At 56.8% G+C, this 15,298-nt stretch carries 10 protein-coding genes and 4 tRNA genes; 1 reads left to right on the forward strand and 13 read right to left on the reverse strand.

Going from position 1 to position 15,298, the window contains the following annotated elements; translation table 11 throughout:
- Positions 1 to 203: 203 nt before the first annotated feature.
- The 11 genes from rplL to Azoinq_RS05395 form a co-directional block, all read right to left on the reverse strand.
- Complete coding sequence (gene rplL / locus Azoinq_RS05345; protein WP_216131391.1) at positions 204 to 581, reverse strand: 50S ribosomal protein L7/L12; 378 nt, start codon at positions 579 to 581, stop codon at positions 204 to 206.
- Positions 582 to 619: 38 nt separating this feature from the next.
- Complete coding sequence (gene rplJ / locus Azoinq_RS05350) at positions 620 to 1,123, reverse strand: 50S ribosomal protein L10 (protein ID WP_216131389.1); 504 nt, start codon at positions 1,121 to 1,123, stop codon at positions 620 to 622.
- Between the two features lie 240 nt (positions 1,124 to 1,363).
- Positions 1,364 to 2,059, reverse strand: a complete 696-nt coding sequence (gene rplA / locus Azoinq_RS05355; RefSeq protein WP_216131386.1) for a 50S ribosomal protein L1 — start codon at positions 2,057 to 2,059, stop codon at positions 1,364 to 1,366.
- A 1-nt stretch (position 2,060) separates the two neighbouring features.
- Positions 2,061 to 2,492 (reverse strand): 50S ribosomal protein L11, encoded by a 432-nt coding sequence (gene rplK / locus Azoinq_RS05360; RefSeq protein ID WP_216131383.1) that lies wholly within the window; start codon positions 2,490 to 2,492, stop codon positions 2,061 to 2,063.
- A 113-nt stretch (positions 2,493 to 2,605) separates the two neighbouring features.
- Positions 2,606 to 3,139, reverse strand: a complete 534-nt coding sequence (gene nusG, locus Azoinq_RS05365) for a transcription termination/antitermination protein NusG (RefSeq protein ID WP_216131380.1) — start codon at positions 3,137 to 3,139, stop codon at positions 2,606 to 2,608.
- Positions 3,136 to 3,489: a preprotein translocase subunit SecE gene (gene secE, locus Azoinq_RS05370; protein WP_216131377.1), complete on the reverse strand. Its 354-nt coding sequence runs from the start codon at positions 3,487 to 3,489 to the stop codon at positions 3,136 to 3,138. The genes nusG and secE overlap by 4 nt, the downstream gene beginning before the upstream one ends.
- Positions 3,490 to 3,508: 19 nt before the next feature.
- A tRNA-Trp gene (locus Azoinq_RS05375) sits at positions 3,509 to 3,584 on the reverse strand.
- 62 nt (positions 3,585 to 3,646) lie between these two features.
- Positions 3,647 to 4,837, reverse strand: coding sequence for an elongation factor Tu (gene tuf / locus Azoinq_RS05380; protein ID WP_216131374.1), 1,191 nt, complete (start codon positions 4,835 to 4,837; stop codon positions 3,647 to 3,649).
- A gap of 60 nt (positions 4,838 to 4,897) precedes the next feature.
- Positions 4,898 to 4,972, reverse strand: a tRNA-Thr gene (locus Azoinq_RS05385).
- A gap of 26 nt (positions 4,973 to 4,998) precedes the next feature.
- Positions 4,999 to 5,072 (reverse strand) — tRNA-Gly (locus Azoinq_RS05390).
- 40 nt (positions 5,073 to 5,112) lie between these two features.
- A tRNA-Tyr gene (locus Azoinq_RS05395) sits at positions 5,113 to 5,197 on the reverse strand.
- Between the two features lie 197 nt (positions 5,198 to 5,394).
- Here Azoinq_RS05395 and Azoinq_RS05400 point away from each other — a divergent pair.
- A complete protein-coding gene (locus tag Azoinq_RS05400; protein ID WP_216131371.1) occupies positions 5,395 to 6,819 on the forward strand; it encodes an FAD-binding oxidoreductase in 1,425 nt (474 codons plus the stop codon).
- Between the two features lie 480 nt (positions 6,820 to 7,299).
- On the opposite strand, the gene Azoinq_RS05405 is transcribed toward Azoinq_RS05400, so the two are convergent.
- Together Azoinq_RS05405 and Azoinq_RS05410 are read right to left on the reverse strand one after the other, a co-directional pair.
- Positions 7,300 to 7,545: a hypothetical protein gene (locus Azoinq_RS05405; protein ID WP_216131368.1), complete on the reverse strand. Its 246-nt coding sequence runs from the start codon at positions 7,543 to 7,545 to the stop codon at positions 7,300 to 7,302.
- Positions 7,546 to 7,879: 334 nt separating this feature from the next.
- Complete coding sequence (locus tag Azoinq_RS05410; RefSeq protein ID WP_216131365.1) at positions 7,880 to 15,292, reverse strand: hemagglutinin repeat-containing protein; 7,413 nt, start codon at positions 15,290 to 15,292, stop codon at positions 7,880 to 7,882.
- Positions 15,293 to 15,298: the final 6 nt, after the last annotated feature.

Here is a 15,298-nt window from a genome sequence, read left to right on the forward strand (position 1 = left end):
CGCTCCGAGCTCAAAAGACAAATTTCCTCAAAGAGGGAAACCGGCGGGACATCCCGTCGGGTGCAACGTGTAAATCAAAGCAGGGGTGGCTTGCTTGGATTTAAACGCTGGGGCAGAAACAGAAAAACGGCACCTAGGCCGACCTGAAAGCACAAAAGGGCTGGCAGCAAATCTGCGGCCAGCCCGATCCACGCAAGGGGAAATTACTTGATTTCGACCTTAGCGCCAGCGTCTTCCAGTTGCTTCTTCAGGGCGTCAGCATCAGCCTTGGACACGCCTTCCTTGATGGCCTTAGGAGCGCCATCCACCATGTCCTTGGCTTCCTTCAGGCCCAGGCCGGTAGCGGCACGAACCACCTTGATGACTTCAACCTTCTTGTCGCCGACAGCAGCCAGAACAACCGTGAATTCGGTTTGTTCTTCAGCAGCGGCAGCAGCACCACCGGCAGCGCCAGGAGCGGCAACAGCCATGGCAGCGGCGGAAACGCCAAATTTTTCTTCGAAGGCCTTGACCAGATCGTTCAGTTCCAGAACGGTCATCGCGCCAACGGCTTCCAGGATTTCTTCTTTGCTAATAGCCATATTGATAAACTCCTAAATCGTATATCTTGGGAGAGCGATTAAGCGGCAGCGCCTTCTTCTTCCCGCTTCTTGGCCAGAGCGGCCAAAGTGCAGGCGAGACCGGACACCGGAGCGAGCATGACGCCCAGCAACTTGGAAAGCAGCTCTTCGCGGCTCGGGATGGACGCCAGGGCTTGCACCCCCGCCTTATCCATCACGTTACCGGCGTAGGAACCCGCCTTCACTACCAGCTTGTCGTTCTTTTTCGAAAAGTCGTACAGCACCTTGGCGGCGGCAACCGGATCTTCGGAGATACCGTAGATCAGCGGCCCAGTCATTTGCTCGGCCAACCCGGCGAAGGCAGTGTCAGCCACCGCACGACGCACCAGGGTATTTTTCAGCACGCGCAAATAGACCCCAGATTCCCGGGCGTTTTTCCGCAGCGTCGTCAGGTCACCGACCTCGATACCACGGTATTCAGCCACGACAATCGTTTGGGCTTTGGCTACTTGTGCCGACACCTCGGCCACTACGGCCTTCTTGTCGCTAAGATTGAGACCCACAGGCCTTTCCTCCTTTCAAGTCAACTCATGCCACCCTACTGCTGGTGACACACCCACGGCGACCTAAAGCAGGAACACGATCGGCAATTGCCAATGGAGAATCCTGTTCGGGTAACACCGTCTGCGCAGGCACCTTGCGGCGCTTAGGTCAGACCAGGTCCAACACCTGCGGTCTTTGACGATCCTGGGACACGGAAACCGTGCCCCAGGCCCAAAGTTCTTACTATGCTACAGCGTGAATTAGGCGGAAACGGTGGCCTGATCAACGCGCACGCCGGGGCCCATGGTGCTGGCCACAGCAATTTTCTTCAGGTACTGACCCTTGGCGGCAGCCGGCTTGGCCTTCACCAGGGCTTCGATCAGGGCCTTCAGGTTCTTTTCCAGATTTTCCACGGAGAAAGAAGCACGACCGATGGTGGCATGGACGATACCGGCCTTGTCGGTCCGGTACTGCACTTGACCAGCCTTGGCGTTATTCACGGCGGTGGTCACGTCCATGGTCACGGTGCCGACCTTGGGGTTAGGCATCAAGCCCCGGGGCCCCAGGATTTGACCCAGTTGGCCCACAACCCGCATGGCGTCCGGCGTGGCGATAACCACGTCAAAGTTCAGATTGCCGGCCTTGACTTCAGCGGCCAGGTCATCGAAACCCACCACGTCCGCACCAGCGGCCTTGGCGGCTTCGGCTTTTTCGCCTTGGGCGAAAACGGCCACGCGAACGGTCTTACCGGTACCGGCGGGCATCACCACGGAGCCCCGCACCAGCTGGTCGGACTTACGGGCATCAATGCCGAGGACGACAGCCACGTCGATGGATTCATCAAACTTGGCGGTGGCGCATTCCTTGGCCAGGGCCAGGGCGTCGGGGGCGGAATACAGCTTGGCGGCTTCCACCTTGCCTTGCAGCGCTTGTTGACGCTTGGTCAGCTTAGCCATTTCACACACCCTCCACGTTGATGCCCATGGAACGGGCGGAGCCAGCGATGGTACGCACGGCGGCGTCCATGTCGGCAGCGGTCAGATCGGGCATCTTGGCCTTGGCGATTTCTTCGGCCTGAGCACGGGTGATGGTGCCCACCTTATCCACGTTGGGACGGGCAGAACCCTTGTCGATCTTGGCAGCTTTTTTGATCAGGATGGTGGCCGGGGGCGTCTTCATCACGAAGGTGAAAGACTTGTCGGCAAAGGCGGTGATCACCACAGGAATGGGCAGACCGGGTTCCATGCCTTGAGTCTTGGCATTGAAGGCCTTGCAGAATTCCATGATGTTCAGGCCGCGCTGGCCGAGGGCCGGGCCAATGGGGGGGGAAGGATTGGCCTTACCAGCCGGCACTTGCAGCTTGATATAGCCGATGATTTTCTTTGCCATGAATGGCTCCAGATGTGATTGAGTGGTAGCGCAATTTCGACCGAGGCCTACTTTTGCTCCTCTGTCCGGTTAGTTTCGCCAGGCACCGGACTGCCCTATGAACCGGCAACGACTCAGGACTTTTCTACCTGGCCGAATTCCAATTCCACCGGCGTGGCCCGACCAAAGATGGTCACGGACACCCGCAGCTTGTTCTTTTCGTAATTGACGTCTTCCACGGAACCATGGAAGTCGGTAAACGGGCCTTCTTTGACCCGCACGGTTTCGCCGATCTCGAACAGCACCTTGGGACGGGGCTTTTCCACCCCTTCCTGCATCTGCTGCATGATCTTGTCCACTTCCTTTTCGGAAATGGGGGTGGGCTTGGTGGCCGTGCCGCCGACAAAACCAGTCACCTTGGAGGTGTTCTTCACCAAGTGCCAGCTGTCGTCGTTCATTTCCATTTCCACCAGCACATAGCCGGGGAAGAACTTTCGTTCGGAGATGCTTTTCTGACCGCCCTTCATTTCCACCACTTCTTCGACCGGCACCATGATGCGCCCGAACATGTCTTCCATGCCCGAACGAGCAATACGATCGGTCAAAGCCCGCTGCACACTCTTTTCAAAGCCAGAGTAGGCATGGACGACGTACCAGCGTTTGCTCATGATTTTTTCCATCCCAAAACGAGGTCGTACAACACCCACTCAAGACTCTTGTCCGTCAGCCACAGGAACAAGGCCATGACCACCACGAAGGCGAAAACGATACCGGTGGTTTGCAAGGTTTCTTTACGAGAGGGCCAGACGACCTTTTTGGTCTCCGTAATGGCGTCCCGGGTAAACACCACAAAGCGCTGGCCGGGCTCAGTTTGCCAGCCCACCGCCAACGCAGCACCCACGCCCGCCAACACGCACAGCACACGCAGGATCATTGCCTGCTGGCCAAGCAGATAAAAGCCGGCCACGCCGGCAGCAAGAAGCAGTAGTGCCAGCGCAAACTTGATCTTATCGGCCATTTAGATTTGTCTTATAGGATGGCAGGGGCAGAGGGTCTCGAACCCCCAACCTTCGGTTTTGGAGACCGACGCTCTGCCAATTGAGCTATGCCCCTGCAGCAGAGACCACAAAAGCGCCCCGGGGTTACGGGGCGCTTCCTGTACAGCTTATCGAGGGTTACTCGATGATTTTCGCAACAACACCGGCGCCGACGGTCCGGCCACCTTCGCGGATAGCGAAGCGTAGACCTTCTTCCATGGCGATCGGGCAGATCAGCTTCACGGTCATGGCGATGTTGTCGCCAGGCATGACCATTTCAGTACCGGCCGGCAGTTCGATGGTACCGGTCACGTCCGTGGTCCGGAAGTAGAACTGGGGACGGTAGCCGTTGAAGAACGGGGTATGACGACCACCTTCGTCCTTGGACAGCACATACACTTCGGCGCTGAAGTGGGTGTGGGGGTTGATGGAGCCGGGTTTGGCCAGCACTTGGCCCCGTTCCACTTCTTCGCGCTTGGTACCACGCAGCAGCACGCCCACGTTGTCGCCCGCTTGACCTTGGTCCAGCAGCTTGCGGAACATTTCCACGCCGGTGCAGGTGGTCTTGACGGTGGGCTTGATGCCGACGATTTCGATTTCTTCGCCGACCTTCACCACGCCCCGTTCCACACGACCGGTCACCACGGTGCCGCGGCCGGAGATGGAGAATACGTCTTCGATGGGCAGCAGGAAGGGTTGATCCACAGCCCGTTCCGGGGTGGGGATGTAGGAATCCAGAGCAGCGGCCAGTTGGAAGATGGAGGGCTCACCGATTTCGGATTGGTCGCCTTCCAGGGCCTTCAGAGCGGAACCCTTGATGATGGGGATGTCGTCGCCCGGGAAGTCGTACTTGGACAGCAGTTCCCGAACTTCCATTTCCACCAGTTCCAGCAGTTCGGCGTCGTCCACCATGTCGCACTTGTTCAGATAGACGATGATGTAGGGCACGCCCACCTGACGGGCCAGCAGGATGTGTTCCCGGGTTTGGGGCATGGGGCCGTCGGCCGCAGACACCACCAGGATGGCGCCGTCCATCTGGGCGGCACCGGTAATCATGTTCTTTACGTAGTCCGCGTGCCCCGGGCAATCCACGTGGGCGTAGTGGCGGGTTTCCGTTTCGTATTCCACGTGCGCCGTGTTGATCGTGATACCGCGAGCCTTTTCTTCCGGAGCAGCATCAATCTGGTCGTACGCACGGGCTTCGCCGCCCCACTTCCGGGCCAGAACCGTGGTAATCGCCGCCGTCAGCGTCGTCTTACCGTGGTCAACGTGCCCAATCGTACCCACGTTTACGTGCGGCTTCGTACGTTCAAATTTTTCTTTGGCCATTCCGGTACCTCGAAATATAGAAGATTAACAAAACTTCCGGCGCGATATAGATGAGGGTAGTGGTGCCCATGGGCAGGATTGAACTGCCGACCTCTCCCTTACCAAGGGAGTGCTCTACCACTGAGCTACATGGGCATCGCTTACAACTTGTTGCCGCAACCTGGAGCGGGTGAAGGGAATCGAACCCTCGTCTTAAGCTTGGAAGGCTTCAGCTCTACCATTGAGCTACACCCGCAATCTCTTCACCTGCAACAAGTCGTTGCTGCAACAGCAACTGGTGGAGGGGGAAGGATTCGAACCTTCGAAGGCAGAGCCGGCAGATTTACAGTCTGCTCCCTTTGACCGCTCGGGAACCCCTCCGAAACGAAGCCGCGAATTATGGCGATTCAGCACAAAGCTGTCAAGCCGTTTCGCGAAGCGAGGGCGCATTATAGCAAAAGATTTCTCGACGTCCAGCCGCAAGTTGAAAAAAACGCCAGTCTCCGCCCTCGGCCCCCTATCGACCTCGTGTTCGCCCAAAAAATGGGCCAGTAGTAGACTGGCGAACTTCCCGCTGTATGCGGTTACCTATAATTGATCATGGCCTCTTCCCACGTTCTCACCGCCCGCCCCTGCCCTCTGAATTCCTCTCCCAACTCAAAACCCAGTTCGGCCCCCGCTTCTCCCAAGGGGATTCGGTTCGCCTGCAGCACGGCCGGGATGAATCCGTGCACCCAGAGATGCTGCCCGACGGCGTGGTGTTCGCCCAAAGCACCGAAGAAGTCGCCTGGGTAGTGCGCCACTGCAACCAATACCGGGTTCCCCTCATTCCTTTTGGTGTGGGTAGTTCCGTGGAAGGCCATGTGCTGGCCCCTCATGGGGGCTTGAGCCTGGACCTGTCCGGGATGAATCAGGTACTGGCAGTCCATCCGGAAGACCTGGATGCCACAGTACAAGCCGGGGTTACCCGGCTCCAGCTCAATCGGGAGTTGAAGGGCACTGGATTCTTTTTCCCCATCGATCCGGGCGCTGACGCCACCCTGGGGGGCATGGCCAGTACCCGTGCCTCCGGAACCAACGCGGTGCGTTACGGCACCATGCGGGAAAATGTACTGGCCGCCACGGTGGTGACCCCCACCGGAGAAATCGTCAAAACCGGCAGCCGGGCCCGCAAGTCCTCCGCCGGCTACGATCTCACCCGATTGTTCGTTGGCGCGGAAGGCACATTGGGGGTGATTACGGAGTTGACCCTGCGCCTACACCCCGTACCGGAGGCTATGTCCGCCGCCGTCTGCGCCTTCCCGGACGTGGATTCCGCCGTACAGACGGTCATCCAGACCATCCAGATGGGCATTCCCGTGGCCCGCATTGAACTGCTGGACAGCTTCACCCTCCAGGCCGTCAATCGGCACAGTCATACGGAGCTCCCCGAAGCCCCCACCCTGTTTTTTGAATTCCACGGCAGCGAGGCTAGCGTGGAAGAGCAGGCCCAACTCACCCAAGAACTGGCCAGCGGCAACGGCGGCCAGGGGTTCCAGTGGGCGACCCGGCCCGAGGACCGCTCCCGCCTCTGGGAAGCCCGGCATCAGGCCTATTTCGCCTGCTTGCAGATGAAGCCCGGTGGCAAGGTTTTCCCGACCGACGTCTGCGTCCCCATTTCCCGGCTGGCGGAATGTATTCATGCCACCAACCAGGATATCGCCCAGGTTTCCATTCCCATTGCCCTGTTCGGCCACGTGGGAGACGGCAATTTCCACCTGGTGGTGCTGGTGGATACCCAGAATCCCAAGGATGTGGCGGAGGCCCAATGGATCAATGAGCGGGTGGTGGAGCGGGCCATCGCCATGGAAGGCACCTGTACCGGGGAACACGGTGTCGGCATGGGCAAGCGCAAGTTTCTGGAACGGGAACACGGCGCCCCCGCCGTTGCCCTGATGCGCCAGTTAAAAGCCTGCCTGGACCCGGCCAACATCCTGAATCCGGGGAAAATTATTCCGGATTAGGTATTCCGCTCAATTAAAGTAAATAACTCGCTTTTTGACCAACTCGGGATTACCGCCTAAGGGGCTGGGGGCTTTACCGATCCAAAGACAAAATCTAGCTTCCTTTGTTTAACTCAGATCACAGCTCTAATAATAAAAGAGTCGAAAACCCTTAGAAGAGCCGCTCAAAAAACGCGGCCTTTTTTCCGTCCGCTCTTCCATCTTAGCAACTGCTCCTCAATGCAGTAAGTAATGGCAGCTTCGACGCCCCCCTTTGCGCCAACTAGGCATTTCGAAAGTTGCTTTTTGCTTCGGCCAAAACAGCCTCAAAAGCGCCTAGCTCAAAAGACCATACCCCCCCAATCGGGAGCCGCAAAAATTTCAATCTGAATTGCCTGGCCATCTTCACAAGAGATTTCTGCAACTTGGTCATTTCCAAGCCATATGTCGGACACAACATTTTTTTATCAGGAAGACTAGCGATTTGCAATGTTAGCGATTTCATTTTTTGGGGGGTTCCAAGAAGCCAATAAATTTGGCTTTCGCGTTATACCGCACACCTCGATCGTCGGGCACAACAATATCTGTTACCTGTCCGAAGCGTCCTGTATTCCTTTGGGTTGCAGTAATTGCCGAGTTGGTCAAATTTCCTTTAGCAATTTGTTGTGCTTGCTCGTTAACGGTCACAGGGCTTTCTTCTGCACTTGGGAAGCCAATGATCTGTTCTTCGATGAATCGCTTTTTCATGTCCAATCTCCTTGTCGTGGTGGATCGGACTCTAATGTCAGGCGCTACTCAATTTCGGGAGACGTCGAGGGTGACCAGCTAGTACCGGAAAGCCTCCTCCGGATATACCTATCTCCCCTCTCCCCCGCGTTCTGCGTGCTGATCCAAGCACAGTTAAAGTTTCAATTGTTCCAAGATTGAATTTATAGACTCCTCGTCTAACTCAACTTCCCTTAGAAGAATACGTGCATTTTCTACATTTTTTTCTTCGACCGCTTTGTAAAAATCATCAAATAACCCACTGACGTAAAGTCGTTCGTTAACTGTCATTCCAGAATATTTCATTTTCCAATACCTAGCGCTTAAGAACAGAGAAGTCAATTATTTTTACGTTTTTTGGATTAATAATCAACTCTGGAAGACCCCCCCTATTTCCATCCAAAGGTAGAGCCGGCCTTGACTTAATAACATCGACAGCTTTCACTCTTCCCTCAATCAAAAAGTTAGCTGTATTATTCGCCCCACTTGCCCCACCGGATGGCAGGCCAGCTACATCTCTATAATTCTGAACAACGAGAGGATTCTCTGTTGTCCACGAAAACCCTTCCGCTCGCGCATCTCCGCCAAAAACCCGATAAACAGCTACTTTATAAAGTGAATCATTTACTCCTTTATAAATAATTTTCAGGAGTCTTCCGCTCCCAATTAGATATAACTCCGGCGCCACCGCTTCCACACCCTCGCTTGGTGTTTTATAGGCTTGTATAAGCGAATCTGTTCTAAGTTTTAATCCCGCAAGTTCAAAAAAGTTCTTTTGGGCGGTTTCCTGTGCAGAAGCATTTTTCGCCGCCGCTAATGATCCAAATTCTTTTTGCAATACTTGACTATTTTGAACTCGGAACAAATTGGGGTCTTCGTATTGGCTTCTACTAGATTCAAAAGCCCGTAATATATTTCCGTCTGCGACAATCGGATTTCCATCTTTACCTAAGATTTCGGCCCCACTCAGCCCACTGACAATATTTCTTGCATACTGAGCATCCGACAGATATTTATTGATTCCTACCCTATCTCCACTCGCTTCCGCAGCCACCAATCCTGCCAGCTGTTGGTTTCTTATTTCGTTACCTTTTTTGTCAACTTTAGCCAGAGCTTCTGCTTCCAGTTGGTCATACCAATATTGCTCTAGCGCTTTCCTCTGATCAGAATCCAGTGTTTTTCCTGCATAGCGATCAGCCACTATCTTTTTCGCAGAGGCTTTTAGGGCATTTTCTTCCTGAATGTGCAGTTGGCGATTATTGGCATCAATATCAAACGCCATCGCGCCACCCGCATCGCTCTTACTGGCTATGGCCCCCAGGGCCGTAGCCGTTCCAGTCGCCATCAGTTGGCCCAAAGCCTGAGCTACCTCAGAAGAAATTCCTTGGTTTTCCAGGCCTGTTGCTACTCGATCTTGCAAATTACTCAGTAGCGGAGCCGCTGCTGCTGCCGTCCCGGCTCCTACCGCACCGCTTACCCCCCCGGCCAGCCCACCTATCGCCGTATGCAACATGCCCCGGTAGAGCCCACCTTCGCCCCACTTTGCCGCCTCGCTTCGATACCCTTCGGCTTCGTCAGATTTCCCTAATAGCTCTGCATTCTGTGCCAACGTTTTATATTTGCTAGCTTGCACTTCTGCATATTCGGCAATGACCTTGGGCGCTAGCTGTCCAAATATTTGGGTAATCTGTACCTGGGCATCTAGGCTGTCTTCCACCTTCTTGGCATCGAAGATTTTGCCTATCCCGGTTTCTTTGTCCCCGGTCCGGGCATTCTTATTACCGGCAATCCCACTAATGGCTGCCTGGGTCGTGCTGCTGGCAGAGCCGCTCTCACTTCCCACCCCGGCCATGCTTCCAGCCGGTGTCCAGGTACCCTTCTGATTTACCCCCGCACCAATGTTGAAGCCACTGGCATCGCCCTGATAATCCGCTTTGTTTTTCAGGTCCTGGGTACTGAGGGTGCCGCCGGTGCTGAACTGATTAGCGCCATCCTCCACCGCTTTCTGCGTGCTGAGTATGGCCCCCCCTTGTAGGGTCGTATCTCCCGTCACAGCCACCTGGAAGCCGCTATCCCCCGCTTTCAGGCCACTTTGTTCCGTGACACTCCGATAGTCACTATTGACGTTACGGGTGCTGGCACTCACGCTGCCGCTCAAACCCCCCGCGCCCAAGGGGACACTGATACTGAAACCATTGCTATTGAAGTGGCTGTCGTAGGTACTGGTATCTTGCAAGCTGACAATGTTCAGATTGCCACCCACCTGGGCAACCACCTGCCCGCCCTGGGCCACCGCGCCTTGCAGGGTGGTATCTCCCCCAGACTTCAGGGTCAGCTTTTGGCCAGCCTGGATTTCCGTATTGGTCCAGGTGAGGTCGTCCCCATTACTTTTTCCCTTACTACTATTGGCACTGGCTTGGATTGAGAATCCGCTGCTGGTGTTGTAGCCCACCCCCAGGCTGCCACTACTACTGGAACTGCTGCTCCGGGTGGAGTTGGTATTTTGGGCTGCCAACAGGCGAATGGCGTTCTCAGCCTCCAAATCAATGTCCCCCCCCGCCTTCAGGGCGCTGCCCTGTACGGTGACATTGCTGTCCTTACCTCCACCAACGGCTTTCACCGAGATATTGCCCCCGGCCACAATGGTAGAAGCGGAAGCCGTATCGCTATGCTGGGTGGTAGTGCTCTTGCTCTGACTGCTGCCTACACTAACGCTAATGCCAATGCCCCCCACTTTGTCGGCGGCATTAGCATCCCGAGAAGAAACACCCCCCTTTCCATCCTGCTGGGTAACGATCTGGTCGTTCTTAACCGTGCCGTCTTCGCCTGTAACGGTTACCCCTTGACCAGCCATTACCGCTTTTTCTGCATCCCGAGCCGCAAGGGCTGTCCCGGCCAAAGCCAGGGCCTTCATCCGAGGATCCGAAGTCTTGTCGCTGGCGTGAGACAGCTGACTCGCGGTCTGCAAGGCCCCCAGCACCGGGTTACTCACCGCCAGGGTCAAGCCGCTTTGCTCAAACTTGGTGTCTTGCCGGTAATCGTTGGTATTCCGGGCTTCCTGAATCGTGACCGTCTTGCCTTGAATGGCCACATTCCCGCCCGGGGTCTGGATACCACTGCCCGTTTGAGTATAAGCCCCCCCGGCCTGCATCACCACATCCCCAGAGACACTGCCAATCGTGCTCCCCACGGCTGTCGTCGCCGTATCCCGACTATCCGTCGTCAGCTTCTGAGTTCCCAGGGTGACACTGGCTCCGCTACTGAATATGCCTGAACTGGTTTTCTTGTAATAGTGCTGTTCGGTACGCGTCTCTGTCGCCGCATCCACCGTTAGGTCGTTGCCCGCTAACAGCGTCGTCCCTTGAGAAGAGACCACATTGCTGCCCGTCACATGCAGATCACGGCCGCTTTGCAGACTGACCTGATTGGCCGACAGCAGACTACCCGCCACCAACGTTTCATTGAGTTGATCCCGAGAGGTCTCGGTCTTGCTTGACAGGAAGCCTTTGCTTTTCTGTTGGTGGAAATCGTCCACGGAATCACTTCGGTTCGCCGCACTCACCGATATGTCCCGTGCGGCAACCACCGTTAGCTTCCCCTGATTGCTTTGAACTTGGGCTCCCCGAGCACTGACGTCCCGACCAGCGCTTAGCTGAATGTCGCCCCCCGTACTCAGGGTAGTACCCACTTCCGCCGTCTGGCTTTCCTTGTGGTAATTCTTGTCGTTCCAAACAATGGACTGCTGATTACGCTCCGTCACCGTCCCGAAATTGAGGTCCTGACCGGCTACCAGGGTTGTAGTCCCCGTACCATTGCTGACGGACGCCCCGTTGAAATTAGCTGTGCGACCCGCCACTGCTGTCAGGCTGCCTCCATCCCCGGTCACCGCCAGGGTGGCTACCCGGTCAATATTGGTCCGGCTGCCTTGGCTACTCTGACTATTCTGGGTGGTGGACACCACATTCAGGTCTCGCCCGGCACTGACCGCCAATTGCTTGGCCGCATCAATACGTCCCCCCAGGTTGTTGATATCCAACTGAGCGGTTGCCAGAACGTTCTGCCCGGTAATCCGCCCTTTAAGGTTATTCAGGGTGTCAGCCGTCAGAATGGCCGTATTGCTGGCAGCAATCGTGCCGCTGTTGTTCAGGGAGCCTGCCACGTTCAATTGCACATCATTGCCCGCAATCAAGGCCCCATTACCCGTCACCGTAAAGTCTTTGGCCTTGAGATATACCTCCGGCACCAAGGCCTTCACCTGACTGCCATCCGCCAGGGTGACGGTTTTCTCAACCAGCCACACCATGTCGTTAGTCAGCTGGGCCATCTGCTCCGCCGTCAGTGCCACCCCCGGGGTTAAATGCCAGGTGTCCCCATAGCTCACCCCACTGGCCATCAGGGCCTGATATTCCTGTTCCGTGTTGCTATACCCCGCCAGCAGACTTTTGCCGCTCAACTGACGAACCTGATCAGCGACCAGTTTTTGTTCGTAAAAACCATCCCCCAGCCGCTTCACCGCCGTATCCGGATTCACCCCCAGACGAGTCAGCATGTAATCGGAGGTAACCCAGGTCCGGTAATTCGCGAACCGAGGATCGGTTTCCACATAGCTGTGGGCGTTGGAACTGGGATTGACGGTATAAAGGCTGCTATTCGGCACCCAGGTATTGGGCGTGGTGGTCCGGACCTGGCTACCGTCGGTCGCACTGGCCTGAAGCACCGGATTGGCGGAAATGGGACTGACCTGAACGGAAGTGGCAGCGGATGCCGTGTTGGCTTCGTAAAGCGTCGGGGTCAGATCAACACCAGTTATGGTAGGCGCGGGGTTGTAACCGCTGGACTTCGATCCCTGAGCTCTCTTTTTGCCCCCGCCACGATGGCGATACCAGAAATAGGTAGAATCCCCGGAGTCACGCACCACATGCTGGCCATCTACAGCGGTATTAGTCAGCGCCCCAATGGTGCCACCTAAAGTCCCCCCCGCAATAATCTGACTTTTGTCATTCAAAACGGAAGTAGCAGTAAGTTGTATTCCACCCCCTGCCAGAATTTTTCCAGGGTCGGAGGTCATCACACGGTCTTCCGACACCGTCCGTGTGTAGTTATATTCGTAGAATTTTCCCTCGCTGCTGCTGCCCTCTGGGGTATAGAGAGTATGGGTACTCTCGTGGTTGTCCTGCTTCACATAGGCTTGGCCGGGCAGCCAACGTGTTGAATGACCAGGAAGCTGGTATTCCGTAATGTGGGTTTGGGAAAGCACCACGGTTTGGGTCGAGAAATGCTGATTGGTGTTGTTAAGTTGGGATGCACCAATCACCGCATTCCCCAGGGCTTCTATAGTTGCACTGGCGTTATTGATTTGCCCCGCTTGCCCGGTGGCCTGCCGATTGCTATCCAACGCCCCGCCGATTACCAAGTCACCCGCGCTCAGTAAAGTGGCGTGTTCCTGGTTGTTTAGGGTAGTTACCCCCAGGTCCAAGCGATTCCGGGCGGCAATAACCGGCGCACTTCCGTTTTCCGCGCTATTGGTTAGCGTGGTGGCCCCAATGGAAAGATGGTCTCCGTAAATCCGGCCCGTTCCCAGGTTATTCAGTGTCACCGCGTCCAGGGCGACCTCGCCCCCATCGATCAGCCCCCGGTTCGTCAAGGTATGGGTATCGGTAGCGGTCACATGAACCTGGTTTCCGGAAATTTCTCCCGTGCCCTGGTTATCCAGGGTAGCGGCCTTAACCGCCAGCCTCTGGCCGGCTTGAATCGTCCCTGAATTGGTCAGGAGTCCTCCCACTGTCAGGGAGAGATTTCCATTAGCCTGCACCTTGCCGCTTTGCAAATAGTCGCCGGAGAGATTCAAACTACCGTCGCCCCAACTCAGAATCTGCCCATTGCCCGCCAAAGTAGCGGCTTGCACAGTCAAAGAGGCGCCGGTACTACCGCTCTTTCCCACCACGACCGTGCCGTTATCGTTGTTGATAGTGAGACTGGGTACCCCTTGGCCATCCAGGATCGACAGGGTCGTGCCAGCAGACAGTTTCCCTTGGCTGTTGTCCAAGGTCCCGTGACTGAAGAGATCGGTTTCAAGGCCCGCTTGGAGGTTGCCCTGGCGGTTGCTGATTTGGTCCGCCGTAACGGACAGCTTATTCCCGGCCTGAATGCCCTGCCCGTTCCCTTGGGTGTTGGCGTTATCCACGCTACCGGCGGACAGCGTCACATTCCGGTTGGCCTGGATGACCCCGCCTTGGTTGGTCACGCTGCCAGACCCCGCCTCCCAGTGGAGGTCATTCAAAGCCACCACTTGGCCCCCCTGGTTACTCAGGCCCAAGGAGTTCCCGGTGAGGTCCGTAGCGGCGTAGAGCACCCCACCGTCGTTTTTGACCTGGCCCGCCACGGCGGAAAGGCTCAGCTTGCCCTGACCTTGAGTCGTTGCCTGGCGGTGATCAATATCCCCCTGGGTGGCAATCCAGGTAATGTCGCCCCCGGCCTGGGTTTGGGCCCCGGCCAGATTCAGAGCCCCCCCTTGGAAGCTCAGACTGCCCCCGGCCAAATTCCGGCCAACGGCCCGCAGGGTATCCACTGCGGTGACTTGAAGACCGCCTTTGCCCGTCACCGCCCCTTGAGTATCCATCCCGGCGGCAAATACCCCGCTGGCATCCACGGATTGGGCCGTGACCGCCACATCGGCCTGACTGGCGACCAGGCCAGTGTTCTGCAGAGTGCCCCCACTGGAAAGGGACACGCCCTGTTGTCCATACAAGGTTCCGGAATGGACCAGGTCTTCCCCTGCGGAAACAGTGGCCTGGCCGTTACCGATCACCGTCCCGGACAAGGTCACTTTCCCCGCGTTGGTCAGGGAGAAGTCCCCGGCCTGAGCGGCCAGCGTCCCTGCCACATTAACGCCCACCCCGGCTTCTGTTCCCACCAGCCGGATCTTGTTGGCGTACATCCCCCCCAGGGCAGCCACGTCGATCCCCACGGTGGGCTGGCCGGTCTGTCCCGGAATCAGCTGTACGCCCAAACTAGCGTAATCCACCCGATTGGGCCCGGTGATCACATTCAGGTTCTGGGCCCAAAGGTTAGCGTTGACCTGGACGGATCGGGCAATCAAGTCCAGTTGGTCCAGGTTGCTCCCGTTCAGGCCGTTCCCTTGCACGGCAATGTTGCCGCCGGTTACCCGGAAGGCGTCCAGACTGCCGCTCCCCCCAAACACCGGCGTACCGGTGGTCAGTACCCCCCGGCTGGTATTGATGAAGCCGCAGCCGTCACAGGTGATCCCGTTGGGGTTGGCAATCACCACCTCGGCCTTCTGCCCTGCCACTTCCGTATACCCTTTCAGGCTGGAGGGCAGATTGGAGGTGACTTCGTTGAGGATGATCCGGGCCATCCCGTTGTTCAGGTTGGCATTGCCTTCAATCCACCCGGCCTGCTGGGTCTGGGTCAGGGTCCGGCTGTTGTTCAGCACCACCCCCCGCTGGTCCACATTGAACTGTTGGTATTGGTTGTGGGATACCCCGGCCCCGTTGGGCGTGGCGATCTGCACCACCGGCACCCCGTTCTGGGCGGCCCCCACCCGGGTTCCCGGAGTCGATCCAGCGGCAACCACCTGGGCTGCCGCCGCCAGGGGCTGGCCCACAAAGGCGGTGAGCGTCAGCCAAAGGACCCAGCGCTTAAAGGGGGAAACCGGAGAGGTGGTCACCGCCAGGGAAGGAAGGGGAGTGGAGGAGGAAAGGGGTGCCATGGCTGG

It is taken from the genome of Azospira inquinata (genome assembly GCF_018905915.1).
Taxonomy (GTDB): Bacteria; Pseudomonadota; Gammaproteobacteria; order Burkholderiales; family Rhodocyclaceae; genus Azospira; species Azospira inquinata.

Bases quoted from the DNA above. Each gene is read 5' to 3' on its own strand.
- rplL (WP_216131391.1), bottom strand. From the start codon at position 581: ATGGCTATTAGCAAAGAAGAAATCCTGGAAGCCGTTGGCGCGATGACC.
- rplA (WP_216131386.1), bottom strand. From the start codon at position 2,059: ATGGCTAAGCTGACCAAGCGTCAACAAGCGCTGCAAGGCAAGGTGGAA.
- rplK (WP_216131383.1), bottom strand. From the start codon at position 2,492: ATGGCAAAGAAAATCATCGGCTATATCAAGCTGCAAGTGCCGGCTGGT.
- nusG (WP_216131380.1), bottom strand. From the start codon at position 3,139: ATGAGCAAACGCTGGTACGTCGTCCATGCCTACTCTGGCTTTGAAAAG.
- secE (WP_216131377.1), bottom strand. From the start codon at position 3,489: ATGGCCGATAAGATCAAGTTTGCGCTGGCACTACTGCTTCTTGCTGCC.
- tuf (WP_216131374.1), bottom strand. From the start codon at position 4,837: ATGGCCAAAGAAAAATTTGAACGTACGAAGCCGCACGTAAACGTGGGT.
- Azoinq_RS05400 (WP_216131371.1), top strand. From the start codon at position 5,395: ATGCGGTTACCTATAATTGATCATGGCCTCTTCCCACGTTCTCACCGC.
- Azoinq_RS05405 (WP_216131368.1), bottom strand. From the start codon at position 7,545: ATGAAAAAGCGATTCATCGAAGAACAGATCATTGGCTTCCCAAGTGCA.
- Azoinq_RS05410 (WP_216131365.1), bottom strand. From the start codon at position 15,292: ATGGCACCCCTTTCCTCCTCCACTCCCCTTCCTTCCCTGGCGGTGACC.